Here is a 24,036-nt window from a genome sequence, read left to right on the forward strand (position 1 = left end):
TGGCTCCGGCACACCGGCCGGACCGTCTCCAGGCTAGCAGTCTCGCGAGGGGAACGGCTCCCCCACCCCGCAGGGCTCGGGGCCGCGCCTGCTCGCATGTAGGCCGGCCGGGCCCCTCACCCCATCCACCCGGGCGGGCACAAAGGGGGGAATTCGCGGTTGAATGGGCCCCACGGCGATTCGTCCATGAGGATGCAGCCGGGGGGGTTGCTGTCTGGCGGGGGAGTTGGCGCGCCAGGACGCGGCTGCCTACTTTCCGCACCTGCCAACTGGTCAGGTCGCGGGGGACCGAGCCAGGAGCCATCGATGCGCAAGCTGTGCGAGGGAGTGTTCACCGGGTTGCTGTTCAGCCTCCTGATGTCGGGGGCTGCCCTGGCTCAGGGCGAGAACCGGGCCGCGTTCGGTCCCGGTGAGCAGGCGCGCTACCGCGTCCAGTACCTTGGAATCACCGCGGGCTCCGCGCAGGTGACGGTGGGCGCGCCCATGAAGCAGTGGGGCAAGGAGGTGTGGCCCATCGTGTCGGTGGCGAGGTCGGCGTCGGTGGCGGGGGTGTGGCCCATCAAGGACAAGTACGTCTCCTATTGGGATTTCAACACGCAGCGGGTGCTGGGCTCGGACATGCACGAGGACCAGAACCACAAGCGCCGCCGCGTGCGCGTGAAGATGGGCGAGGACGGCAGGTCCGCCTTCGTGGTGAAGCAGAAGGAGGGCGAGGCGCCTCGCGAGTACAACCACGAGCTGGCCGCGGGCACGCTCGACGTGGCCGGGGCGACCTTCGCGCTGCGCAACCGCCCGCTGGACGTGGGCCAGGAGTACTCCTACCCCGTCTTCACCGGCTCGAAGAACTTCCTGATGAAGGCGAAGGTGGAGGCGAAGGAGACGCTCGAGACGAAGCTGGGGAAGCGGGAGGTGTACCGGCTGCGCGTGCACACCGAGTTCTCCGGCAATCTGGCCTCCAAGCGCGACATGACGGCCTGGCTGACGGCGGACGCGCGCCGCCTGCCGGTGCGCATCGAGGCGGAGCTCGCCCTGGGCTCCCTCGTCGCGGAGTTGACGGAGTACGAGCAGGGCAAGGCCATCGCGCCGAATCCGGCGGCGACGGCGAGGAACGGAATCTAGAGCGGCACCACGAGGTCGCCGCGGACAGGGGGAGACATGGGGGCGGGTTGGGCGGCGCAGGGGTTGCTCGCGGCGATGCTGGCCGCGGCACCAGGGCCTCGGGTGGTGTCCGCGCTGGAGAAGGTGCGGCCGGGAGTCACGCTGAAGGGTGAGAAGGAGGCCCGGTTGAGCCTCGCGCGCGGTGAGTGCGAGGCCGCCCAGGTGGTGCTCCCCCCGGACGTCTCGCGCATCCGGGTGAAGCCGCTGGCGCTGCGAGGGCCGGGCGGCAAGACGCTGGAGGCCTCGGTGTGGCGCGAGGCCTTCCTGGACGTGAAGACGCCCTCCAACTCGCAGGGAGGCACGGGGCCGTGGCCGGATCCGCTCGTGCCGGTGGAGGCCCCACCGGGCCCCAAGGGGGTACCCACCGTCCTCTACGTGGAGTTGTGCGCGCCGGAGAAGCAGGTGCCGGGCACGTACCAGGGCGCGCTGAGCCTGGAGGCGGATGGCAAGCCGCTCTCGCCCGTGCCCTTCACTGCGGAGGTTCAGCCCTTCGTGCTGCCGGCCACCTCCTCGTTGCCGAACAGCTTCGGCATCTCGCTCTACAGCATCGCCAAGGGGCACGGGTTGAAGCCCGAGTCCCCCGAGGCGCGCGAGTTGCTGCGGGACTACGCGCTCGCCCTGCTCGCCCACCGCGTCAGCGCCCATGGCATGAGCATGAACCCGCCTCCGGTGCGCTTCGAGGATGGCAAGCCGGTGGTGGACTTCAGCACGTATGACGCGGAGCTGGCGCCCTTCCTGGAGGGGACGGCCCTGCCCTCGGGGGCCCGCTTCACCACCACCGACGTGCGCGACAACCCGGCGGCCCGCACCGACAAGGAGAAGGCCGCGTACTACCGCGCCCTGGCCGAGCACTTCCGAGAGAAGGGCTGGCGCGCGCGGCTCTTCTTCTACGCCAAGGACGAGCCGAAGCCGGAGGACGTGCCGCTCGTGCGCGCCCAGGCGCAGCGGGTGCGCGCGGCCAACAAGGACGTGCCGGTGCTCGTCACCGCCCCTCTGGATGAAGCGCTGCGGGGCTCGGCGGACATCCTCGCGCCCACCCTCAACTGCTTCTTCCCTCGCCCCGGGCCACAGACGTGCCGCAACGTCCTCCCCCTGAAGACGCTGCGCGGCAAGCTCGACCCCCACGTGAAGGTGTGGTGGTACCAGAGCTGCAACTCGCACGGCTGCACCGGCGGCCCCGCGGAGGATCCCGCCGTGGAGAAGGTCTACAGCGGCTGGGCCTCCTACATGGTGGACCACCCCGCCCCACTCAACCGGGCCATGGGCCCGCTGGCCTTCCTCTCCGGCGTGGACGGCGAGCTCTATTTCGACACCGTCTTCGCCTACAACACGAAGGACCCCTGGAAGGACCTCTTCGAGTTCGGCGGCAACGGCGACGGCACCTTCTTCTACCCGGGCACTCCGTCCCGGCCGGGCTTCACCCGCCACCAGCCCGTGGTCTCCCTGCGCCTGAAACACCTCCGTGACGGACTCGAGGACTACGAATACCTCCGGCTGCTGGAGTCGCTCGGAGAGCAGACATTCGCCCGAGAGGCCGCGCGACGGCTCACCCGCTCGGGGTATGAAGTGGAGACGGATCCCCGGCAATGGGAGCAGGTGCGGCGCGAGATGACCACACGGTTGAGGAAGCGCTGGGAAGCGTCCGAATACGCGAAACGTTCGGGCGTCCGTCCGAAGTGACGTGGAGACCCTTCACCTGGAATCAAGGATGACCGCCATGCGCACAGCCCTCGCAGCCCTCCTGTTCAGCTTCACCTCCGCGGCCTGGGCGCAGCTGCCAGACGCGGACGGGCCCGAGGACAACAAGCCCCCCACACCAGCGGAGGCGAAGGCGGCGAAGACCCCCGTGCCCCTGTGCGCCCAGCCCCTGCCCCCCCTGCGCAGCCCGTTCGCCTTCGCTCCGGGCGAGCTGCTCGAGTTCGACCTCGATGCCATGGGAGCCACCGCTGGCAGGATGACCATGAAGGTGCAGAAGAAGCAGGACGGCTCGCTCCCGGTCCAGGTCAAGGTGCAGACCAACTCCTTCTTCTCCAAGGTGCGCCGGGTGGACGCCACCGCGATGAGCTACCTGCACCCCAAGACGCTACGGCCCTCGCGCTACACCGAGGAGGCCATGGAGAACGAGCAGCACCGCTCGGTGGACGTGGCCTTCAACTCCAAGGAACGCCGCGTCCGCGTGGACTACGTCCAGCGAGGCAGGAAGGGCCACAGCAACTACTCCTACGACCACGAGGGCATGGACGTGGCCGGCGCCATCTACATGATGCGCCAGCTCCCCATGAAGGAGGGCATGCCCATCTGCTTCGACGTCTACGGCGTGCGCCGCATGTGGCGGATGACGGGCAGCGTGGTGAAGCGCGAGCACGTGTCCACGCCCCTCGGCGAGTTCGACGCCTGGCACCTGTCGGGCACCGCGGTCCGCCTGGACAAGCCCTCGATGAGCCGCGAGGTGCACGTGTGGATTACCGATGATGAGCGCCGGCTGCCGCTCGCGGCCCTGGGCACCATCGACCTCGGAGCGGTACGCGCCACCCTCACCTCGTTCTCCCGCCCGAGAGAGAAGAGCCGTCAGGCCCAGGGCAAGGAGAGCCTCAAGTGGTAGGCGTCTGACGCATCAGCCCCGCCGCTTGCGACAGTCGGCGTCGGAGGCGCGTCACCACGTCGATCAACATCTCCAGCCGCTCCAGCACCAGGTAGTCATCCCCGGCCTGGAGCAGGGACAGCTGGGACAACGTGTCCGGCTGAAGGGCCTCGAGCACGTCGGAGAAGTGCGCCTCGACATCACCGAGCGCCTCGAGCCCCTCGCGCAGGTCATCCTCGAGGAAGTCCAGCAGGACGGTGGCATCGGCACGTCTGGGCAGCGAGTGGCCGAGGTGCTCCACGGCCTGGCGGAGGGGATCGGCCCCCGCGCGGCGCAGCGTCGCGGGAGCGGCAACGAGGGCGGCAGCGGGTGTTGTCATGTGCGCCAAGCTACAGCCCGGTAGCAGAGGGTCAATTTTTCGCCTCGCGTCACCCCCGCCCTCCTCCGGGAGGAGCGGGGGCGAGCCGGTAGAGCTCAGGGCGAGGGAGCCGCGCCCCCGGGAGCCGCCGTCGTACCCACTGGAGCCGCCGTCGTGGCGCCGGGTTGCGTGGTGATGGGCTGCGCGTTGAGCGGCGTCGGAGTGGAGATGAGCGGCACCGCGGGCAGACCATTGAGCGGCAGCGGATTGGAGACCAGCGGCACCGCGCTCTGACCGTTGAGCGGCTGCGGAGTCGCGACGAGCGGCACCGCCGGGGACTGCACCTGCCCCGGGCTCGGCGTGCTCACCACTCCGGGCGAGACCCGGACACCACCGAAGGCGAACTCCGGCCCGGGCACGCCAGGCACCAGCGGAACCACGGAGAACGAGCCACTGGTGGACAGGAAGGAGGACTGCGGTGCCGGGCTCAGCGGTACGAAGCCCCCCACCGAGGCCGGGGGCAATTGGCTGGCGATCCTCACCCGATCGGCGTTCTGGAAGGCATCCGGGACGACGGGGGTCCCCGAAAAGGCGGGAAGCCGCGCCTCGGGCTGACCCGCTGGCGCGGGCTCGTTCGCGTTGAGCGCGACACGTCCCGGAAATTCCGGACCCAGGAATGCATCGGGAACGATGGGCGTGGCCGGGAAACCAGGAGTCCCGACCTCGGGCTGATTGGCATTCGTGGAACGCGTCACCCTGCCCGGGTTCTGGAAGGGCTCGAGCGCGCTTCTTCCCGCCTCGGCCGCGACCCCCGGCAGGGTGGTGTCATTGGGGTCCACCAGCTGCGTCCCCGTCAGGACGGGGAAGCCTCCACCGCCAGGTAGCGTTCCCGCCACGGCCCCCGTGCCGAACTGTCCCTGTCCCGCGCCGAACTGCCCCTGCCCCGCGCCGAACTGCCCCTGCCCCGCGCCGAACTGCCCCTGCCCCGCGCCGAACTGCCCCTGTCCCGCGCCGGATTGTCCCGAGTCCACGCCCGCCAGGCCGGAGCCCCCCACGCCCTGCTGCTCCTGAAGCGAGGTGTTGGAAACGGCGCCCAGAGAAGCCCCACCCGGCACCGGCGAGGACGGCGGCGCCACCCCGACGAACACCCCCGCCGTGGGCACCACCGCGACCGCGGGCACGTCGACGCCATCCACGGTGATGGCCACGTCCTCGAAATCGAATTGGATGAAGCCACGCGGCTCGGCCTCGCGAGGCAGGTTCCACACCAGGACGTCCAGCTCGGTGTCTCCCGGACGCGCCACGGGCAACGTTCGGAAGGTGTCATCGTCCGCGTGGGCCCCCCGCTCCAGGGCGGCGGCGTGGATGACGGCCGTGTCGGTGAGCAATTGCCCGTTGCGCCAGACGCGGCCCACGCCCCAGAGCGCCACCGCCGCCCGCACCCGCGACATGTTGGGGGCGCCGAGCGGCGCGCCGCCGTGCATGTCCTGATTCAGCACCACCCCTCCCGCGATGGCCTGGGCAGGGGGCGGAGGCAAGGCCCCCGTCATGGACTTCCCCGCGAGCGCCTGGGCCGGCGGGAAGCCCACCTGGTCCAACTCCACCCGGTACGAGTCCCCCGCGATGTCGAAGGTGGCAACCAGGCTCCCGGCGTCGCCATAGAGCGCACGGGCGTCCGAGATACGGTCCCGCGCGGACAGCTCCGCCGAGCCGGTGCCCCGCTCGAAGAGGTCCGTGAAGGGTGTTGGGCCCTGTGTGAAGAATCCGACGTTGCCGACCGTCCGAGCGGTGGCCTCGGGACCATCGAAGGTGAAGCCAACCGGACCCGCCGCGAGCAGCCCGGTCAGCACGAAGCTGGAGAGGAATCCCGCCATCGACGCTGCCTCCTCCTGGAGAGGGTAAGCAGCGGAGGTCTCGGATGCCGGCTCGAAGCAACCAGGCGAGCAGGGACTCGCCCTCTTGCCTGCCCTAGATGAGACCGCGAGCCCGGCGGATCTGCTCCACCGTCTTGTTGTACTCGATGTCGAAAGCGCTGGTGCCCTCCTGCAGGTGCTTCAGGCGGGAACGCGCCTCCTTGTCGATCTCCTCATCCACGTCCAGGTGCTTCTTCATCACCGCGTGGATCTTCTGACGCAGCACGTTGTCGGCGGCATAGACCTCCTCGACGTTGCGGCTGATGAGGAGGAATTCGATCATCTGGTTGATGACGTATTCGATGCCTTCGTCGCCCATCTTGAAGCCGCGGACGTCGGCCATCTCACGTTTGACTTGGTTGAACTTGGAGTAGTCGTAACCCCTGCGCTCCAGGGCCTCGCGCGTGGCCTGATTCACGCGCTCCTCGTTCGCCAGGTACTCACGCATGATGGCGGAAAGGTCCATCTCGGCGTCAGCCACGCGCATCGGCTCCACCTCGATATCCCCGTCCTGCATCAGCCTCTGGACGACCTCCCGGGAGATGATCGGGATCACCTTTGGATAGAGCCTCATGTCGGTCCCTCGCCCCTTGAAGACGTCTCGACTGGACCTGTCCGCTATAAATCAGCGCCGAGCCCAGCCGCAATTAAAAACCCCAAGAACATCGCGGATTCAGCGGCTTTTCGCTGCTCCGCTTTCGAGCGGAAATTAATCACGGCGAGCCGGGTGGCGACCCTTCTTCTGACTTTTCGTCCACCAGGGCACCCGCATCCGCCAGGGAGGCTTCGCGGATCGGATCCTCCGGGTCGTCCTCGGGGTGGCCGTGGAGAGCGGCGTGGACCCGCTCGGCCACCGTGGGCCCGAGCACCTCGGCGAGATCCTCGATGGTCGCCTCGCGCACCCGCTTGAGCGAGCCGAACTGGCGCAGGAGCAGCTTCTTGCGCGTCTCCCCCACCCCCGGGATGTCCTCCAGCACGGAGTGGAAGTTGCCCTTGCGCATGCTCTTCTGTTGGAAGGTGATCGCGAAGCGGTGGGCCTCGTCGCGCAGGCGGGTGAGCAGGTAGAGCTCCGCCGAGTTCTGCCGCAGGACGATGGGCTCCTTACGGTGGGGGAGGAAGACGCGCTCGGGGCTGCGGGCGCTCTCCTCGTCGCGGTCGTGGACCTCGAGGTCGCGGCTCTTGGCCAGGGAGATGATGTCCACGTCCTCGATGCCCAGGTCCTTGGCGGCGGCGAGCGCGCTGGCGAGCTGTCCCTTGCCTCCGTCGATGACCAACAGATCGGGCAGGTCCCCCTCCTCCTGGCCGCGCTTGAGCCGGCGGGTGATGACCTCGTGCATGCTGGCGAAGTCGTCCTGCTTCTCCAGCGTCTTGATGCGGTAGCGGCGGTAGCGGGACTTGTCGATCTCCCCGTCGGTGGCGGCCACCTGCGAGGCGACGATGCTGGAGCCCTGGAAGTGCGAGATGTCGAAGCACTCCATGCGGCGCGGCAGGTGGCGCAGGTGCAGCCGCTCCTGGAGCCGGCGCAGCACCACCTCGGTCTCGTCCTTGGTGCGGCGGCGCTCGAGGACGGCCTGCTCGGCGTTCTTCTGCGCCATGTCCACCAGGTCGCGCTTCTCGCCCCGCTTGGGCACCATCACGCGGACCCGCTCGCCCTTGCGCTCGGTGAGCAGCGCCTCCAGTCCCTCGCGCTCCTCGATGTCCAGCGGGAGGAGGACCTCCTCGGGCACGAAGTTGCCCTGGTCGTAGTAGAGGTTGACGAAGGACGGCAGCAGCTCCTCGTCGGGGAACTCCTGGCTGCCGAGCGGGAAGGCCTGGCCACCGTTGAGCCGGCCCTGGCGGACGTAGAGGACGTAGACGAGCAGCCGGTCTCCCTCACGGTGGAAGGCGAAGACGTCCTGATCCTTGAAGTCGGTGGTGGCCACCTTCTGGCGCTCGAGGCTGCGCTCGATGGCGAGCAACTGGTCGCGAATGCGCGCGGCCTCCTCGAACTTGAGCTCACCGGCGGCCTGCTTCATGCGCGCGCGCAGCCCGTCCACCAACTCCCCGGCCTTGCCTTCCAGGAAGAGGACCACCTCGTCCACGCTCTTGCGGTACTCCTGCTCCGGAACGGGGTAGACGCAGGGCGCGGGGCAGCGGCCGATCTGGTGCAGCAGACAGGGCCGCTTGCGGTTGGCGAGCACGTGGTCCGTGCAGGTACGCAGGTGGAAGTAGCGGTTGATGATGCGCAGCGTCTCGCGGATGGCGCTCGCGCTGGAGTACGGGCCGAAGTAGCGCGCGCCGTCCTTCTGGTACTTCCGCACCACCTCCAGCCGGGGATAGGCCTGGGTGCGGTCCAACCGCAGCGAGATGTACTGCTTGTCGTCCTTGAGGAGGACGTTGAAGCGCGGCTTGTGCTTCTTGATGAGCTCGTTCTCGAGGAGGAGGGCTTCCTTCTCGTTGTGGACGAGCACCGTCTCGATGTCGCCGAGGAACTGATCCAACAGCGATACGAAGGCGCGGGTGTCCCCGGTGCGGGTGAAATAGGAGCGCACCCGGTTGCGCAGATTGACCGCCTTGCCCACGTAGATGATTTCCCCCCGGCGGTCCTTCATCAGGTACACGCCGGGCTCGGTGGGGAGGGCGTCCAGCTTCGCTTCGAGCTTCGCGTCCATACGGGGTTAGCGGCTCCTCCTCGGCCCGATGCCCGTCTTCCCATGGGGCGGCCCCCCGCCCTTGCCTCGCGATGGGGCTCCACGCTTCCCACCGCGAGCCCCGGGCGTCCCGGGCTTCTTCTCATCGGCCGCCTTGGGCGCGGCCTTGAGCAGCGAGCGGCTGGGCGGCTTGAGTCCCAGCTCCATGTCCTTGAGCACCAGGATGCGGTCGCGGATCTCCGCGGCCTTCTCGAACTGCATCTCGTCCGCGTAGTGCTGCATGTCCTTGGTGAACTCGCCGATGAGGCGCTTGATCTCCTTGGGCTCCAGCACGTCGTTGGCCGAGTCGGCGGCCAGGGGCAGCTCGGACGGATCCGCGTCGTAGAGGTGCTCGGACAGGTCGAGGATGTGGCTCTTCACCGCCTTGGGGGTGATGCCATGCTGCGCGTTGTAGGCGCGCTGCACCTCGCGGCGGCGGTTGGTCTCCTCGATGGCCAGCTTCATCGAGTCCGTCATGGACTCCGCGTACATGATGACGCGGCCATTGAGGTTGCGCGCGGCGCGGCCGATGGTCTGGATGAGGGACACGTGGCTGCGCAGGAAGCCCTCCTTGTCCGCGTCGAAGATGGCCACCAGGGAGACCTCGGGGATGTCGAGTCCCTCGCGCAGCAGGTTGATGCCCACCAGCACGTCGAACTCGCCCTTGCGCAGGTCGCGGATGATGGCGGTGCGCTCGATGGCGCCGATGTCCGAGTGCAGGTAGCGCACCTTCACGCCCACGTCGGTGAGGTACTCGGTGAGGTCCTCCGCCATGCGCTTGGTGAGGGTGGTGACGAGCACGCGCTCCTTCCTGGCGATGCGCTTGCGCACCTCCTCCAGCACGTCGTCCACCTGGTTGCGCGCCGGGCGCACCTCCACCTCGGGATCCGTCAGGCCCGTGGGGCGGATGATCTGCTCCACCACCACGCCCTTGCACTTCTGCAGCTCGTACTCGGCGGGGGTGGCGGAGACGAACACGGCCTGCTGCACCATGTCTTCGAACTCGGTGAACTTGAGCGGGCGGTTGTCCAGGGCGCTGGGAAGGCGGAAGCCGTGCTCCACCAGCGTCTCCTTGCGCGAGCGGTCGCCGCGGTACATGGCGCCAATCTGAGGCACCGTCTGGTGGCTCTCGTCGATGAGCACCAGCATGTTGCGCGGGAAGTAGTCCAGCAGGCACGGCGGGGCCTCGCCCGCGACCCGCCCCGAGAAGTGCCGCGAGTAGTTCTCGATGCCGTTGCAGTACCCCACCTGCTCGATCATCTCGAGGTCGTACATCGTGCGCTGCTCCAGCCGCTGGGCCTCGAGCAGCTTGCCCTCGCGCTTGAATTGCTGGAGACGCTCGGACAGCTCGTCGCGGATGGTCTGCAGCGCGCGCTTGCGGGTGTCCACCTCGGTGACGTAGTGGCTGGCGGGGAAGATGACGACCTTCTCCAGCGCGCCCAGCGTCACGCCGCGCAGCGGGTCGAATTCGGTGATCTTCTCCACCTCGTCGCCGAAGAAGCTGACGCGGACGGCGCGCTCCTCCTCGTAGGCGGGGAACACCTCCACGGTGTCGCCCCGGGCGCGGAAGGTGCCGCGGTGGAAGTCGAGATCATTGCGCTCGTACTGGCTCTCCACCAGCTTGCGGATGAAGCTGTCGCGGCCCAGCTCGGCACCCACGTTCACGTGCACGGCCATGTCCACGTACGAGCGCGCCGTACCGAGGCCGTAGATGCAGGACACGCTGGCCACGATGAGCACGTCGTCGCGCGTGCGCAGCGAGTGCGTGGCCGAGTGGCGCATGCGCTCGATCTCATCGTTCACCGAGGAGTCCTTCTCGATGAACGTGTCCGTGGTGGGGATGTACGCCTCGGGCTGGTAGTAGTCGAAGTACGAGACGAAGTACTCGACGGCGTTGTGCGGGAAGAGCGCCTTGAACTCACCGTAGAGCTGGGCGGCGAGCGTCTTGTTGTGCGCGATGAGCAGGGTGGGCCGCTTCACGTTGGCGATGACGTTCCCCATGGTGAACGTCTTGCCCGAACCCGTGACGCCAAGCAGTGTCTGGTAGCGGTCCCCGCGCAGGATTCCCTCGGTGAGCTCACCGATGGCGCGCGGTTGGTCGCCCTGGGGCTTGTAGTCGCTGACGAGCTGGAACTCAGGCATGGCCAGAGGTTTAACACCCCGGATGTAGGGATGCCGGAACCAAATCATCCGCTCGACGGGGAGTGGACGAAGCGCGCGCTACCTCGGCCCCTCGGATTTCAGGGCCTCGAGCGCCTGGAGCCGGGGGGCCTCGAACTCGTCTCCCGGGTTCCAGCGGGGCAGCTCCTTCGTGCGGGCCACGTTGGCGCCGAGCAGGAAGAAGAGCCGCACGTCCTCCACCGCGCCGGAGAAGTCCCAGTCCGGTCTCAGCTCGTCCGAGGGCTGATGGTAGTGCTGGGCCTCCCACTGCTCGCGGCGCTCCTTGCCCCACCCCGGCGGCCGGCCGATGAAGTCCATGCCGCTGCTGAAGTAGGCCGAGGGAATGCCCAGCTTCGCGAAGTTGAACTGGTCCGAGCGGTAGAAGAACCCCCGGTCCGGCAGCGGATCTCCCCTCACGAGGCGACCCTGGGCCTGCACCAGCGAGGAGAGAAGCTTGTCCAGGGAGGACTTGCCCAGCCCGATGACCGTCACGTCCCGCGTTCGCCCGTGGATGTTGAGCCCGTCGATGTTGACGTTGGCCGCCACCCGCCCCGGATGAACCGGCAGGTGCTCGGCCAGGTACTGCGAGCCCAGCAGCCCCTGCTCCTCGGCCGCCACCGCCGCGAAGAGGATGGAGCGCGGCGGCGCCTTCGGCAGGGCGGTGAAGGCCTTCGCCACTTCCAGCATCGCCGCCACCCCGGACGCGTTGTCCACCGCGCCGTTGTAGATGGCGTCCTCGCCCGGCTTCGCGTCCGCCTTCACGCCCAGGTGATCATGGTGCGCCGTGTAGAGCACCACCTCCCGGGAGAGCTTCGGATCACTCCCCGGGAGCAGGCCCAGCACATTGGCCGTGGGCCGCCGGCGCACCTGGTTGGCGAAGCGCGTGGACACCTTCACCCGCAGCGGCACCGGGCGGAAGTCGCGCTTCCGCGCCGCCGTGCGCAACGTGTCGAGGTCCGTCCCCGTGAGCTGCATCACCCGGCGCGTGGCCTGCTCCGTCGTCCAGGCCTTCACCTGGAGGCGCGGCGTCTCGGCCGAGGCCGGCAGCTCGAGCTGCTCGCCCGACCAGGACGTCTGCACCACCTGCCACGGGTACCCGGCGCTCTGGGTGGTGTGGATGATGATCGCCCCGGCGGCCCCCACCTTCGCGGCCTGCTCGTACTTGTAATCCCAGCGGCCGTACCAGAGCCGCGCCTTGCCCCCGAAGAGCTTCGGATCATCCTCCGGGTCGTTGTTCAGGATGAGGAGCGTCTTGCCCCTCAGGTCCATTCCCTTGAAGTCGTCCCACTCGTACTCGGGCGCCTGGATGCCATAGCCCACGAAGACCAGCTCCGAGTCCTGCAGCACGGCCTGCGGAGTCTGCACGCCCGGGTTCGCGATGAAGTCGTCGAGGTACCGCAACTCCAGGCGACCCGAGGCGCTGGTGAAGGTCAGCGTCTCGGGATGGCCCGTCAGGCCCACCAGCTCGAAGGGCTGCAGGTAGCTCCCGTCCGGCAGCACGGGCTTCAGCCCCAGGAGCTGGAACTGTGTCGCGATGTATTGCTGGGCCAGCGCGTCGCCGCGCGTACCCGGGCCCCGGCCCTCGAGTAGATCCGAGGCCAGGAAGCCGATGTGGGCCCGGAGGTCTCCGGCTTCGATGGTCCGGGAAGCGGACTTCTCCGCCGGTGTCGTGAGCTGACCGTGGGCGGCGAGCGGCAGGACGAGCAGGAGGGGGAGGAGCACCAGCGTTCGCGTCATGTCGGGTGTGCCCCTAACATGACCTGCCCGGCCTCGCAGGGGGGATCTTCGCTCGGATGGTTGAGCGGTGGACCCTCACTCCCACGCCTTCCCTGGGGGAGAGGGCTCAGGCAGCCGGCGCGGCCACCTTCCACACGGTGCCGCCCGCGGTATCCATGATCTCCACCCCGAGCCCCTTGAGCTCCTCGCGGACGCGGTCGGCCTCGGCGAAGTTCTTCGCCTTGCGTGCATCCGCCCGTGCCTGGAGCAGCTGCTCCACCCGCGCCACGTCGATGCCCCGCTCCTTCACCGCCCGGTCACGACGCCGCAACAGCCACTGCGTCGGCTCGTCCTCGAACAGGCCCAGGACCCCGGATACCTTCCGCACGTCCTCGCGCAGCGCCTGCAGCGTCCTGCCCACCAGCGCCTTGTCCTTCACCGGCGGCTTGTCCGTCAGCTCGTTCATCAACGCGAACAGGCCCGACAGCGCGCCCAGGGCGCCCGCCGTGTTGAAGTCGTCGTCCATCTGCGACTCGAACTCGGTGAGGAACCTGCCCGGCTCGCCGTGCAGCGCGCCCTTCCCGAAGTCCTTCCCGCCCACGCGCTCGTCCACCTTGCGCAGCGTCTCGTAGAAGTACTCCATGCGCTGCTCCGCGTCCGCCAGCCCCTTGTCCGTGAAACCCAGCGGGTGCCGGTAGTGCGTCGACAGGAAGAAGAAGCGCAGCGCCTCCGCGTCCACCTTCTCCATCGCGTCCCGGAGCCGCACCACGTTCCCGAGCGACTTGGACATCTTCGCCCCCTCGAGATCGAGGAAGCCGCAGTGCATCCAGTACCGGGCGAACGTCTGCCCGCTGGCCGCCTCGCTCTGGGCGATCTCGTTCTCGTGGTGCGGGAAGATCAGATCCAACGCGCCCCCGTGGATGTCGAACGTCTCCCCGAGGTACTTCGCGCTCATCGCCGAGCACTCGATGTGCCAGCCCGGTCGCCCCTTGCCCCACGGGCTGTCCCACGCGGGCTCGCCCGGCTTGGCGGCCTTCCACAGCGCGAAGTCCAGCGGCTCGTGCTTCTGCTCGCCCGGCTGCACCCGCTCGCCCGCGCACAGGTCGTCCAGGTTGCGCTTGGACAGCTTCGCGTACTCCGGGTAGCGCCTCACGGAGAAGTACACGTCCCCCTGGGACTCGTACGCCACCCCCTTCTCCACCAGCTTCTGGATGATGCCGATGATCTCGGCCAGGTGGTCGCTCACCTTCGGCGACACGTCCGGCGCACGCAGGCGCAGGGCCCGCGCGTCCTCCTCGAAGAGCTTCACGAAGCGCGCCGCCAGCTCCACCGGCTGCTCGCCCGTCTCCTGCGCGGCCTTGATGATCTTGTCGTCCACATCCGTGTAGTTACGTACGTACTTCACGTCGAAGCCGCGGTAGCGCAGGTAGCGCACCACCACGTCGAACGACGTGAACGTCCGCGCGTTGCCGATGTGGATGTAACTGTAGACCGTCGGGCCGCAGACGTAGACCCCCAGCTTGCCCGGCACCGCGGGCACCAGGGTCTCCTTCTGCATCGTCATCGTGTTGAAGAGGCGAATCGATGCTGCGGCCACGTGCGAGAACCTCCGCTGGTCAGGATCCAGGCTTGGAAAGCAGGACTCTAGGACTTCCACACGGACTGGACCACAAATGCCTGACACTCCCGGCGACTCTGGTGCCCTGTTGGCACTCCAGGCCGTCGAAAAAGGACTATCCTTCGTCTCCCGACCCGCCCCCATCTCCGCCGGCCGTTGAATCTGGGAGAATACCCCCCATGAGTCCTCCCAATCCCAAGCGCCCACCCCGCTCGCCCCTTCCCCCCGGGGATACGGTGTCGCGCCCGGAGCCGGAGGTCGAGCTCCCCTTCGATGACGACGAGGTGGCTCCCCTCCAGGCGGACGACCCTCGCCCCCAGCGCGTCCCCCAATTCCCCGCCGGCCCCCGCCGCCGCCCTCGCCGCGGCCCGGGTGGTGCCTCGCGCGAGGGACGTGACCGTGAGCTGCCCGCCCGCTTCGACTCCGGCGAGTACGAGGATCCGGGCCACTCCCCCGCCTTCCTGTACGTCGAGCGCGGCCCCGGTGCCGGTCAGCTGATCCCCGTCAAGCAGGGGGTGCTCGTGCTCGGCCGGGCCTCCACGTCCGACCTGCGTCTGCAGCACCCCTCCATCAGCCGCCGGCACGCCCAGCTCACCCGCCGCGGGGACCGCCTCTCCCTGAAGGACCTCGGCAGCCAGAACGGCACCTACGTCAACCGCACCCGCCTCTCCTCCGAGGTGGAAGTGTGCGCCGGGGATGAGATCGCCCTCGGCAACGCGCTCCTCCGGGTACGCGGGCCCGGCTCCACCGCCGAGCGCGCTCGGGGGACCTCCAGCCGCTCCGCCTCCTCGCTCCGGGTGGGCCTGAGCACCCACCGCCTCGTCCTGCTCGCGGCCGCCACCGGCTCTCTCGTGGCCGTGTTCCTCACGCTCGCCGCCGTGCGGTTCATGCGCTCGCGCGGCGAGCCTTCCAACCTCGTGGAGAGCGTCGAGGTCCGCGAGGAACGCGAGGGGCCTCCGAGCCTCGAGTCCGAACCGGCCGTGCGCGCCGAGGCCTCGTCCGTCGTCGAGGCCCACGCGGACCCCGTGCCCGTCACGCCCGCTCTCGCGGCTCCAGATGGGAAGCCGAGGGGCGCCACGGGAGCACGTGCGATCAGCGCCCAGGCCATCGCCTTGTCGGCGACGTCCCAGGTCCCGAAGGCAGCGGGTTCGAGGTCTCGGGAGCCCGGTGTCCGGGCAAAGGTCGCCGCCGAGAAGCCCGCCCCCGCAGTCACTCCGGTTCACAGGGGAGAGGCGGGAGCGGCCGAATCCGAGGCCATCGCCCTCTATGAGACGGGGAATGTCGAGTCCGCGCTCTCGCTGGCCCGGCGTGCGCACCTGGAGGACCTGGCTTCCTCGCTCGCGCGCTTCCAGGAGGAATGGAGTGCGGGGAATGCCGCCCTGGCGGCCCAGGATCCCTCCTCCGCCATCCAGCACCTCTCCACCGCGCTCGAGCTCGACCAACGGATCTCCAAGGGGTGGGGCTCCTTCGCGCCGAGGATCCGCAAGGCGCTCGCGCAGGCCCACCAGCAGGCTGGGAACAAGCAGGCCAGCACGCCGTAGATTCGTGCGCTCGTGCACGTGGAAGAGGGCTATCGGAGCGACGCGGGCTTTCTCTTGAAGCTCCGCAGGAGCAGTGCGGCGTTCGTCAGGATGAAGGCCGTCAGCAACAGCGCCACGAGCAGCAACCCCTTGTCCCCTCCCGGCCGCGCTCCCTCCACCACCATCCACAGTCGCCCGTCCCGGGGCTGCACCTCTCCCATCTCCCGCAGCAGCTTGAACCCCTCCCGGTAGCGCTCGGCGTCCTCCTCCGCCAGCAGTCGTCCCCGGATCGCGAACGGCCGCTGATCCGGCTGCCTCGGCGCACGCCCTGACGCCCACTCCTCCCCTGGCAGCGCCCGCCGACGCACCAGGAACGGGGACTCGCGCAACCCCACCACCACGTAGACGTCCTCGCCCTCGCGCCCATAGGCACCTCGCAAGGTCGGGATTCCGTGCAACTGCACGTAGCGGTTGGACTCCAACAGGTCGTACCGGTACGCCCCCTCCGCGCCCAACGTCAGGGGCGTCCCCGGGGAGAAGAAGTACACCAGGTCCTTCCACATCATCCCCAGCAGCACCCCGGCCACCGCCATGGCCAGCAGCGCCACCGGAGCCTTCACCCCCACCCCGCGCCGTTGGATCCGCGCCTCCAGCTCCGCGATGCGCCGATCCCGCTCCTCCCGCAGCTCCCGCGACTCGTCGGACATGAAAAAACCCCGGTCCCCATCTTCAGGGAACCGGGGCTTTCTACCTCCACCCGACGGGGATCAGGCGAGGTTGAAGATCTTCTTGAGATCCGACTCGATCTCTTCCTCGGAGCAGTCCTTGGCCAGCGACAGCTCCTTGATGAGCAGCGAGCGCGCCGTATCCAGCATCTTGCGCTCACCGAACGACAAATCCTTGTCTCCCTTCAGCAGGTAGAGGTCGCGCAAAACCTCGGCGATCTCGAATACGGAGCCCGTCTTGATCTTCTCCATGTACTCGCGGTACCGACGATTCCACGTCGTCGAGTCCACCGAGATGTCCTTCTCCTTCAGGATGGAGTAGACCTGCTTGACGTCCTCCTCACTGATGATCTCCCGGAGGCCGACCGAGCCCACCTTGTTGATCGGGATCATGATCCGCATCCCATTCTCCAGGATGCGCAGCACATAGAAGGACTGGCGCTGCCCGGCGACCTCGGTGTGCTCGATGCCCATCACCTCGCCCACGCCCTGTCCGGGGTACACCGCCTTATCGCCGGTCTTGAAGCTCGTCTGCACTCGTTACCGCCTCCTTGGGATGGCTTGGCTCGACTCGACACCCGGCCTCGGAAAGCGCACCACGAGTACCACAATTCACCCCCACCAGCAACATTGAAGCCTTGACCCGCTCGGATTTTCCCGACTAGCCTGGGTACCTTTGCGTGTGTGCGCTCGCTCGGTAGGGCGGTGCACCACGACGGGACGGATCGGATGGGTGGTGGGGGTGGTAGGTGGGCCGTTACTCGTGGCGCGATCTGACCGCGCGTCCTTTGTTCTTCCCCGCTGTGAGCCTGATACTCGGCGCGGGATTTGGGGTCAGAACCAGCAGCGCTGGTGGATTATTCCAACTTATGGCAGCTGGTGCCCTGGGTGCTGCCGCCCTGTGGCTCGCTCGCCTGCCTGGTTCTCACCTGGGCGTGCTCCTCTGTCTGGGGCTCACGGGCGCGGGGCTCGCCTCCCTGGAAGCGGGGGCCGATGTGCCGCCCTCCCTGCCGCTCGAACAGGGAGGGACCGCGGTCCTGGAGGGAGAAGTGGAGCGGGTGGAGCGCTTCGAGGACGCCACCCGCATTCTCCTGGCCGTGGCCCGCGTGGGTACCGGAACCGGAAGCCCCGCCCGCTTCCACGCGAGCCTCTACGCCCAGGGCGAGCCTCCGTCGCTGCTGCCCGGGCAAAGGTTGCGCGTGGAGGCCCGGCTCAAGCCGCTCGAGTCCGCTTCGAATCCCGGAGAAAAGGATTTCTCCGCAACCCGGCGGCGGCAGGGGCTCGCCTTCACCGGCAGCTTCCAGGCCGCGGGGATGCTGGTGCTCTCCCCTCCCCCGCGCTGGCGCCTGGAGCTGGTGCGCACGCAGGAGGGGCTCGCCGAGGCGGTGCGTGCCGTGGCTCCCTCGGCCGATGCCGCGGCCCTCTTCCTCACCCTGGCGGCCGGACAGCGCGCCGCGCTCGATGATGACCTGGAGGAGGACTTCTCCCGAAGTGGGCTCGCGCATGTGCTGAGCGTGAGCGGGCTGCACGTCGCGGCGCTGGCGCTCATGACGCTCGCCCTGCTGCGCCGGCTGCTCGTCCTGGCGGGGGCCCGGCTGCGAAGCCTGCGGCGCGTGGATGCCCGCCGTCTGGCGGCCCCCGCCTCCGTGCCCTTCGTCTGGGCCTATGTCGTCTTCACCGGCAACCAACCGCCCGCGGTGCGCTCGGCGGTGATGGCCACCGGGGTGCTGCTGGGACTCGCCCTCTGGCGACGAGCCGATGGACTCAACAGCCTCGCCTCCGCCGCCGCGCTCCTCGTGGACTGGGCGCCCTCCAGCGTCGCGGACCTGTCGCTGCAGCTCTCCTTCCTCGCCGTCTTCAGCCTGCTGCTGCTCACCCCCGCCCTGCGCGAGGCCATCCCGCTTCCGCCTCCGGATCCACGGGAAGACCACCGGCTGAAGCGACTGCTCGCGAGCACCCGGGAGACGGTGCTGGAGACGTTCTGCGCGAGCGCCGCCGTCACCCTGGCCAGCCTGCCCCTGGTGGCGGGCACCTTCGGCCGCGCGAGCCTCGCGGGGCTCGTCTCCAACATCGTCTGCATGCCCCTGTGCGGCCTGCTCACCGGCTTCGCCGCGGGAGGCGCGGCCCTCTATGTCGTGGCGCCCGTGCTGGCCACCCCGCTGCTGTGGGGAGGAGCGTGGGCCTCGCAGCTGCTCCTGTGGCTCACCCGCTTCTTCGCGCACGTGCCACTGGCCACCCTGGAGCTGCCCTCCTTCGGGCTCGCCGCCTCCCTGCTCTACGCCGCGGGGCTCGCCTGCTGGGCCCTGGGCGAGCGGCGCTGGCGCATGGGTGGGCTCCTCGCTCCCGTGGGGCTGGTGCTCGTCTTCCTCGTGCCACGCCTCGTGCCCGAGCCCGGCCTGCGCATCACCTTCCTCTCCGTGGGCCAGGGAGACGCGGTGGTGCTCAGCTCCCAGGGACACCATGCCCTCGTCGATGGCGGCGGCGTGCCCGGTGGCGCGGACCCGGGGTCACGTATCGTCGTCCCCTTCCTGAAGGCCTCACGCATCGAGCGGCTGGACCTGGCCGTCCTCTCCCATCCCCACCCGGATCACGCGCTCGGGCTCATCTCCACGCTGGAGCGGGTACCCACCGAGCGGCTCTGGCTCTCCGCGGGCAGCGCGGACGGGCCCCTGTCCCGGAAGCTCATCGACACGGCCACCGGCGCGCGGGTGGAGGAGGTGCAGCTCGGCCATCCCGCATTCCCGTTGGGCGAGGCGAGCCTGGAGGTGCTCGGGCCTCCCGAGGACCGCGAGCTCATGGAGGGCGTGAACGACAAGAGCGTGGTGCTGCTCGTGCGCCACGGCGATGTCACCGTGCTCCTCCCCGGGGACGTGGAGGAAGAGGGCGAGGCCGCGCTGCTCGCGAGCGGACGGCTCGGGCCGGTGTCGGTGATGAAGGCACCGCACCACGGCTCGCGCACCTCCTCCACGGAGGAATTCCTCGCGCGGCTGCGTCCCCGCTTCGTCGTCTTCTGCGTGGGCCGCCGCAACCGCTTCGGCTTCCCCCATCCCGAGGTGGAAGCGCGCTACCAGCACCTGGGCACCGAGTGCCTGCGCACGGATGTGCACGGTGCCATCACCCTGGAGAGCGATGGGCACGATGTCCGCCTGAGGACCTTCCTGGCACCCGAGGGCCCGGCACCCGAGACCCCGGTTGCCCCGGTGACCGCCCATCACCACCGTTGAGGCGATGATCTCCGACGACCTCGATCTGCGGCAGCTGACCGCTGACTTGAAGCACATGCTGGGCCCGGGCGAGCCCGTGGGCTACCTGCGTGGCAAGTCCCTCATGCGCAACCTGCTCGTGGAAACGAAGGGCTTCTCCGAGCTGGAAGCCGAAGAACTCATCGACACCCTCGAGCTGCGCGGCTTCCTGCGCTTCCTGGGAGACCCCACCGAGCGGTCCGTCGCGGACGCCCCGTGGGAGCTCTCTCCCCACTCGTAGCGTCTACTCGAAGACGAGCCACCCGAAGCGCGGCAGCGCGTGGAAGTCCCCCACGAAGAGTGGGGAGAAGGCCTGACCTTCCACCTGCCGCCGCTTCACGTGCTCGAGCCGGTACAGGTTGAAGCGCCAGCGCTCCCCCTTCTTCGGCGGTAGGTTCGGCACCTCGGCCAGCCGGGCGAAGGGAATCCGCATCTCCACCCGCCAGCCCTCATCCCGGTCCTCGGGATTGTCCAGCGTGCCGCGCACCTTCACCGCCGTCGTCATCCCCGAGTCCCAGCCCAGGTCCATTCCCTTGCGGCGCGCGGGGAAGTAGGCGTCGAAGTTGACGTTGTGCGGGGACACCTGCATCTCGTTGTAGGTGCGTCCGTCCGCGTTGGCGTCGAGGAAGATCTCCACCACCTCCTGCTCGTAGATGGGCTCATCCCGCTCGCGCAGGGTGCCCCAGATGTCCGGATCCTCCACGTCGAACGCGACGTAGAGGTGCCGGTCGTCGTAGGCCAGACGTGCCTCGGTGCGCAACGAGACCGGGCGGCCGTCGAAGCTGCCGCGCAGCACCACCGGGGCGGCGTCCTTCCACACCGCGTCATCGAGCTCGCCATCGATGACCGGAGCCTTCGCCGCGCGACGGACGGTGTACTCGGGCAGCGACGGAGCGGCCCCCCCGAGTTGCGGCCCCAACATCCGGTTGTCTCCCTTGTGCGCGTTCGGATCGTCCACCGGGAGGCGCGAGTCCCCCTGCCAGAATCCCAACACCACCTGGCCGGGCGAGGGAGGCATCGGCACCGTGTGGACGTCCTCCACCACCTTGCCCACGGGCCAGGAGCCCAGCGGGGCCGCGCCGCCCGCGAAGGCATGGTCCGCGTTGACCATCATCTGCCCGGTGGCGGGGTCCACCACGTGCACGAAGAACTCCCAGCCCTGAGGCATGGGACGCAGGGCCTCGAAGTAGTGCGCGAGCTGCACCTGCTGGCCGGGCACCGCCACCGGCGGAGTGAGACGCGTGCCGAGGTAGCGCACCGCGCCCCCTGCGAACGTGGCCCCGCTGCGCCAGGTGAGATCCGCCGGCGCGGCATCCAGCACGCGGGCCTGGGCGGGAGGAGGCAGGGCCTTGTTGCGCGGCTTCGGACCAGCCTGCTCGTCGCGGCAGGAGGTGGCGAGCAACGTGAGCGACAGCAGCATCAGGAGGCGGGAGGCGGGGCGCATCGGGGCCGCGAATCCTAGGCCCCCCCCCGGCCGATGTCTCGGAGAAGGGGCGCCCGTTGCGTCCGCGTACGTGGATGGAGGGTGGGAGATGGGACGGGCGGGAGGCGGCAACCCCTCGCGATTTCTCCAGTCCGTCCCGGCATCCGGCTTGCTGCCACGCCAGCGCCATGAACTTCGAATTCGAGCACATGGGCACCGCCACCCCCTTCGAGCTCCCCGAGGGCATCCACCTGCTGGGCGGAGGCGAGGAGGACCAGGTGCGACTGGAGGGACTCCCCCCGAGCCTCCTGACGCTGCGCATCGAGAGCCAACGCCTGATGGTGGAGGCCACCCGTACCTTCACGGTGGGGGGCGTGATGGTACCGCCGGGAGTCCCCCGCCTCGTGCTGCCCGGCGAGGTGCTGGGCCTGCCCGAGAGCATGAGCCTGCGGGTGATGGACTCCCACGCGGAGACCGAGCGGCAGGTGGGCACCGTGGCCGTGCTCAAACACCTCCTCATGGACACGGAGCAGCCACCGCCCTCCCGGGCCGCCGCCCTGATCTGCCTCACCGGGGCGGACGTGGGCCGCGCCTTCGCCCTCGCCGAGGCGAACACCGAGCTCGGCCGGAGCAGGGAGGTGTCCGTACGCCTGAGGGATCCCGCCGTATCACGACGCCATGCGCGCATCCGCCACCAGGAGGGCACCTTCCTCCTGGAGGACCTGGACAGCCCCAATGGCGTCTACCTGAACGGCCAACGGGTACTGAAGCCCTCCCCCCTCCACGAAGGCGACGTCATCGAAATGGGCCGGACGTTGCTGCGCTTCCAGGCCCCCATGGCGGAGCCTCCTCCCCCGGCCCCCGCCCCGAGCGAGGCCCCCGTCGAGAACGCGACCCCCGCCCCGAGCGAGGCCCCCGTCGAGAACGCGACCCCCGCGGCACTCTCCGGCGAGGACATGCCGGAGCGCCCGCGGGTGCGCTGGGAGTGGTGGCTCATCGGCCTCGGGGCGACGCTGGCCCTGGTGGGGCTGCTCGCCACCTATGCCATGGCGGCTTGAAGCTCAGGCGCGCAGCGGCGTGAGACCGGAGCGCTCGATGAGCAGGTGCGCCAGGTGGCGGTGATGCGCGAAGAGGCTGGTGAAGTGCACGAAGCCCCGGCTGCCACGCACGGCGTACACCGTCACCGGCCCGGGCAGCACCTCCACCTTGCGGATGTCCGCGAAGGAGAAGCGCCGAGTGCGCACCAGCCCCCGGTACGTCATGCCTCCCGCGTCCACCACGATGCGGGTGCGGCCGTAATACGTCACCGACACACCGAAGAAGAGGACGAAGAAGACCGCCGAGAGGAACGTCTGGACCGGAACTCCTTCGAAGCGCAGTAGGTACACCAGGACGCCCAGCCAGAGCAGCGTCGCGGCGCCCATGATGGCCGCGAGCACAGCGTGTGGGCGGAACACCTGCTTGCCTGCCTTCTGATCGCCCCCATTCATACCCATGAAGCTAAGACGGGAGGCTGACATACGCCACCGGCTCCCTCGCTTTCCCGGCAAGGGAGTCGATGGAATGACTTCCAGGAAACTCCGGGTGTCCGGAGTTTCTCTACTCCGGGCGACTCAGCTCCGGAAGGGGTTCTGCAGGAGCACCGTCTCGCCGCGGTCCGCGCCGACGGAGATGCAGACGACGGGCACGCCGCAGATCTCCTCCACGCGGCGCACGTAGCGCTTGGCGTTCTCCGGCAGCTCGTCGAAGGTGCGCACGCCGGCGAGCTTGTCGTCCCAGCCCGGCATCGTCTCGAAGATGGGCTTGACGCGCGCCAGGTCCTCGTAGTCCCCGGGCAGCTCGGTGATGCGCTTGCCGTCCAGCTCGTAGGCGTTGCAGATCTGCAGCGTCTTCAGGCCGGAGAGCACATCCAGCTTCGTGAGCGCCAGGCCCCACAGGCCGTTGACGCGCACCGCGTAGCGCAGCACCACGCCGTCCAGCCAGCCGCAGCGGCGCGGACGGCCCGTGGTGGCACCGAACTCGTCACCCACCTTGCGCAGCCGATCGCCCGTCTCGTCCGTCAGCTCCGTGGGGAACGGACCCCCACCCACGCGCGTGGTGTAGGCCTTGCTGATTCCCATCACCTTGTCGATGGCCGTGGGGCCCAGGCCCGAGCCCACCGCGGCATTGCCCGCCACGCAGTTGGAGCTGGTGACGAACGGATAGGTGCCGTGGTCCACGTCCAGCAGCGTGCCCTGGGCGCCCTCGAAGAGGATGCGCGCCCCGCGCTGCACCTGGCCCGCGAGGTAGAGCGACACGTCGTGCACGTAGGGGCGCAGCCGCTCGCCCAGCGCGGAGAACTCCTCCTGGAACTTCTGCGCGTCCAGCTCGGGAACCTGCTCGTTGGCGGCGCGGCACAGCTCGCGCAGCTCGTCACGCACACCCGGGAGCCGCTCGTCGATGCGCTTGCGCAACCGCTCGGAGTTGAGCAGATCTCGCACGCGGATGCCCCGGCGGGCCACCTTGTCCTCGTAGGCCGGACCGATGCCGCGCCCCGTGGTGCCGATGGCGCTCACGCCACGCGCCTTCTCCCGGTACGAGTCCAGCAGCTTGTGCCAGGGGAAGATGACGTGCGCGTTGTCCGAGATGAGGAAGTGCGACTCGTCCTTCAGGAAACCGCGCTCCTTGAGGGCGTCGATCTCCTTCACCAGCACGGCGGGGTCCACCACCACCCCGTTGCCAATGACGCAGGTCTTCCCCGCGTGAAGGATGCCCGAGGGAATCAGGTGCAGCACCGTCTTCTGGCCACCCACCACCAGGGTATGGCCAGCGTTGTTGCCCCCCTGGAAGCGCACGACCACCTGGGCGTGCTCGGTGAGCAGGTCCACGACCTTGCCCTTCCCCTCATCTCCCCACTGCGCTCCGATGACGACGACGTTCGGCATAGTTGGGCCCCGCTTAGCACGCTTCGACA

Annotated in this window: 19 protein-coding genes; 7 read left to right on the plus strand and 12 right to left on the minus strand. The window is 69.0% G+C overall.

Features of this window, described 5'->3' with window-relative positions:
• Positions 1 to 306 precede the first annotated feature (306 nt).
• The 3 genes from JQX13_RS49910 to JQX13_RS49920 are packed head-to-tail and all read left to right on the plus strand — an operon-like array spanning position 307 to position 3,760.
• Positions 307 to 1,119, plus strand: coding sequence for a DUF3108 domain-containing protein (locus tag JQX13_RS49910; protein WP_203406419.1), 813 nt, complete (start codon positions 307 to 309; stop codon positions 1,117 to 1,119).
• A 36-nt stretch (positions 1,120 to 1,155) separates the two neighbouring features.
• Entirely contained in the window at positions 1,156 to 2,838 is a 1,683-nt protein-coding gene (locus JQX13_RS49915) for a DUF4091 domain-containing protein (RefSeq protein WP_203406420.1), read from the plus strand.
• Positions 2,839 to 2,875: 37 nt separating this feature from the next.
• Complete coding sequence (locus tag JQX13_RS49920) at positions 2,876 to 3,760, plus strand: DUF3108 domain-containing protein (RefSeq protein ID WP_430384133.1); 885 nt, start codon at positions 2,876 to 2,878, stop codon at positions 3,758 to 3,760.
• Here JQX13_RS49920 and JQX13_RS49925 read toward each other — a convergent pair.
• The 7 genes from JQX13_RS49925 to cysS all read right to left on the minus strand — a co-directional run bounded on the left by JQX13_RS49925 (position 3,750) and on the right by cysS (position 14,119).
• Entirely contained in the window at positions 3,750 to 4,118 is a 369-nt protein-coding gene (locus JQX13_RS49925; protein WP_203406422.1) for a hypothetical protein, read from the minus strand. The genes JQX13_RS49920 and JQX13_RS49925 overlap by 11 nt on opposite strands.
• A 95-nt stretch (positions 4,119 to 4,213) precedes the next feature.
• Positions 4,214 to 5,971 (minus strand): hypothetical protein, encoded by a 1,758-nt coding sequence (locus tag JQX13_RS49930; protein WP_203406423.1) that lies wholly within the window; start codon positions 5,969 to 5,971, stop codon positions 4,214 to 4,216.
• Between the two features lie 94 nt (positions 5,972 to 6,065).
• On the minus strand, positions 6,066 to 6,584 hold the full coding sequence (locus JQX13_RS49935; protein WP_203406424.1) for a DUF507 family protein: 519 nt from the start codon (positions 6,582 to 6,584) through the stop codon (positions 6,066 to 6,068).
• Positions 6,585 to 6,723: 139 nt separating this feature from the next.
• Positions 6,724 to 8,661 carry an excinuclease ABC subunit UvrC gene (uvrC, locus tag JQX13_RS49940; RefSeq protein ID WP_203406425.1) on the minus strand — a complete coding sequence of 646 codons (1,938 nt, stop codon included), beginning with the start codon at positions 8,659 to 8,661 and terminating at the stop codon, positions 6,724 to 6,726.
• 6 nt (positions 8,662 to 8,667) lie between these two features.
• Entirely contained in the window at positions 8,668 to 10,821 is a 2,154-nt protein-coding gene (gene uvrB / locus JQX13_RS49945) for an excinuclease ABC subunit UvrB (RefSeq protein ID WP_203406426.1), read from the minus strand.
• 78 nt (positions 10,822 to 10,899) lie between these two features.
• Positions 10,900 to 12,576 carry a M20/M25/M40 family metallo-hydrolase gene (locus JQX13_RS49950; RefSeq protein ID WP_203406427.1) on the minus strand — a complete coding sequence of 559 codons (1,677 nt, stop codon included), beginning with the start codon at positions 12,574 to 12,576 and terminating at the stop codon, positions 10,900 to 10,902.
• A gap of 106 nt (positions 12,577 to 12,682) precedes the next feature.
• The gene (cysS, locus tag JQX13_RS49955; protein ID WP_239015526.1) at positions 12,683 to 14,119 is read right to left on the minus strand and encodes a cysteine--tRNA ligase; all 1,437 of its coding nucleotides are present in this window, start codon (positions 14,117 to 14,119) and stop codon (positions 12,683 to 12,685) included.
• A gap of 233 nt (positions 14,120 to 14,352) precedes the next feature.
• On the opposite strand from cysS, the gene JQX13_RS49960 reads away from it, so the two are divergent.
• Positions 14,353 to 15,714, plus strand: a complete 1,362-nt coding sequence (locus JQX13_RS49960; RefSeq protein WP_203406429.1) for an FHA domain-containing protein — start codon at positions 14,353 to 14,355, stop codon at positions 15,712 to 15,714.
• 29 nt (positions 15,715 to 15,743) lie between these two features.
• On the opposite strand, the gene JQX13_RS49965 is transcribed toward JQX13_RS49960, so the two are convergent.
• Together JQX13_RS49965 and JQX13_RS49970 are read right to left on the minus strand one after the other, a co-directional pair.
• Complete coding sequence (locus JQX13_RS49965; RefSeq protein WP_203406430.1) at positions 15,744 to 16,400, minus strand: hypothetical protein; 657 nt, start codon at positions 16,398 to 16,400, stop codon at positions 15,744 to 15,746.
• Between the two features lie 60 nt (positions 16,401 to 16,460).
• Positions 16,461 to 16,955 (minus strand): CarD family transcriptional regulator, encoded by a 495-nt coding sequence (locus JQX13_RS49970; protein ID WP_013939202.1) that lies wholly within the window; start codon positions 16,953 to 16,955, stop codon positions 16,461 to 16,463.
• A gap of 332 nt (positions 16,956 to 17,287) precedes the next feature.
• On the opposite strand from JQX13_RS49970, the gene JQX13_RS49975 reads away from it, so the two are divergent.
• Both JQX13_RS49975 and JQX13_RS49980 read left to right on the plus strand, forming a co-directional pair.
• Positions 17,288 to 19,642, plus strand: coding sequence for a DNA internalization-related competence protein ComEC/Rec2 (locus tag JQX13_RS49975; RefSeq protein ID WP_239014347.1), 2,355 nt, complete (start codon positions 17,288 to 17,290; stop codon positions 19,640 to 19,642).
• 4 nt (positions 19,643 to 19,646) lie between these two features.
• Positions 19,647 to 19,901, plus strand: a complete 255-nt coding sequence (locus tag JQX13_RS49980; protein WP_203406432.1) for a hypothetical protein — start codon at positions 19,647 to 19,649, stop codon at positions 19,899 to 19,901.
• Positions 19,902 to 19,904: 3 nt separating this feature from the next.
• Here JQX13_RS49980 and JQX13_RS49985 read toward each other — a convergent pair whose 3' ends face one another.
• Entirely contained in the window at positions 19,905 to 21,104 is a 1,200-nt protein-coding gene (locus JQX13_RS49985; RefSeq protein WP_203406433.1) for a carbohydrate-binding family 9-like protein, read from the minus strand.
• Between the two features lie 167 nt (positions 21,105 to 21,271).
• Between JQX13_RS49985 and JQX13_RS49990 the strand changes: the two genes are divergently transcribed.
• Positions 21,272 to 22,141: an FHA domain-containing protein gene (locus JQX13_RS49990; protein WP_203406434.1), complete on the plus strand. Its 870-nt coding sequence runs from the start codon at positions 21,272 to 21,274 to the stop codon at positions 22,139 to 22,141.
• Positions 22,142 to 22,144: 3 nt separating this feature from the next.
• On the opposite strand, the gene JQX13_RS49995 is transcribed toward JQX13_RS49990, so the two are convergent.
• Together JQX13_RS49995 and JQX13_RS50000 are read right to left on the minus strand one after the other, a co-directional pair.
• Entirely contained in the window at positions 22,145 to 22,507 is a 363-nt protein-coding gene (locus tag JQX13_RS49995) for a PH domain-containing protein (RefSeq protein WP_430384234.1), read from the minus strand.
• A gap of 189 nt (positions 22,508 to 22,696) precedes the next feature.
• On the minus strand, positions 22,697 to 24,007 hold the full coding sequence (locus JQX13_RS50000; protein WP_203406436.1) for an adenylosuccinate synthase: 1,311 nt from the start codon (positions 24,005 to 24,007) through the stop codon (positions 22,697 to 22,699).
• Positions 24,008 to 24,036: the final 29 nt, after the last annotated feature.

Source organism: Archangium violaceum (genome assembly GCF_016859125.1).
Lineage (GTDB): Bacteria > Myxococcota > Myxococcia > Myxococcales > Myxococcaceae > Archangium > Archangium violaceum_A.

Bases quoted from the DNA above. Each gene is read 5' to 3' on its own strand.
- uvrB (WP_203406426.1), bottom strand. From the start codon at position 10,821: ATGCCTGAGTTCCAGCTCGTCAGCGACTACAAGCCCCAGGGCGACCAA.
- cysS (WP_239015526.1), bottom strand. From the start codon at position 14,119: ATGACGATGCAGAAGGAGACCCTGGTGCCCGCGGTGCCGGGCAAGCTG.
- JQX13_RS49925 (WP_203406422.1), bottom strand. From the start codon at position 4,118: ATGACAACACCCGCTGCCGCCCTCGTTGCCGCTCCCGCGACGCTGCGC.
- JQX13_RS49930 (WP_203406423.1), bottom strand. From the start codon at position 5,971: ATGGCGGGATTCCTCTCCAGCTTCGTGCTGACCGGGCTGCTCGCGGCG.
- JQX13_RS49965 (WP_203406430.1), bottom strand. From the start codon at position 16,400: ATGTCCGACGAGTCGCGGGAGCTGCGGGAGGAGCGGGATCGGCGCATC.
- JQX13_RS49975 (WP_239014347.1), top strand. From the start codon at position 17,288: ATGGCAGCTGGTGCCCTGGGTGCTGCCGCCCTGTGGCTCGCTCGCCTG.
- JQX13_RS49910 (WP_203406419.1), top strand. From the start codon at position 307: ATGCGCAAGCTGTGCGAGGGAGTGTTCACCGGGTTGCTGTTCAGCCTC.
- JQX13_RS49935 (WP_203406424.1), bottom strand. From the start codon at position 6,584: ATGAGGCTCTATCCAAAGGTGATCCCGATCATCTCCCGGGAGGTCGTC.
- JQX13_RS49995 (WP_430384234.1), bottom strand. From the start codon at position 22,507: ATGGGCGCCGCGACGCTGCTCTGGCTGGGCGTCCTGGTGTACCTACTG.
- JQX13_RS49960 (WP_203406429.1), top strand. From the start codon at position 14,353: ATGAGTCCTCCCAATCCCAAGCGCCCACCCCGCTCGCCCCTTCCCCCC.
- JQX13_RS49915 (WP_203406420.1), top strand. From the start codon at position 1,156: ATGGGGGCGGGTTGGGCGGCGCAGGGGTTGCTCGCGGCGATGCTGGCC.
- JQX13_RS49990 (WP_203406434.1), top strand. From the start codon at position 21,272: ATGAACTTCGAATTCGAGCACATGGGCACCGCCACCCCCTTCGAGCTC.
- JQX13_RS49985 (WP_203406433.1), bottom strand. From the start codon at position 21,104: ATGCGCCCCGCCTCCCGCCTCCTGATGCTGCTGTCGCTCACGTTGCTC.
- JQX13_RS49980 (WP_203406432.1), top strand. From the start codon at position 19,647: ATGATCTCCGACGACCTCGATCTGCGGCAGCTGACCGCTGACTTGAAG.
- uvrC (WP_203406425.1), bottom strand. From the start codon at position 8,661: ATGGACGCGAAGCTCGAAGCGAAGCTGGACGCCCTCCCCACCGAGCCC.
- JQX13_RS49920 (WP_430384133.1), top strand. From the start codon at position 2,876: ATGCGCACAGCCCTCGCAGCCCTCCTGTTCAGCTTCACCTCCGCGGCC.
- JQX13_RS49950 (WP_203406427.1), bottom strand. From the start codon at position 12,576: ATGACGCGAACGCTGGTGCTCCTCCCCCTCCTGCTCGTCCTGCCGCTC.
- JQX13_RS50000 (WP_203406436.1), bottom strand. From the start codon at position 24,007: ATGCCGAACGTCGTCGTCATCGGAGCGCAGTGGGGAGATGAGGGGAAG.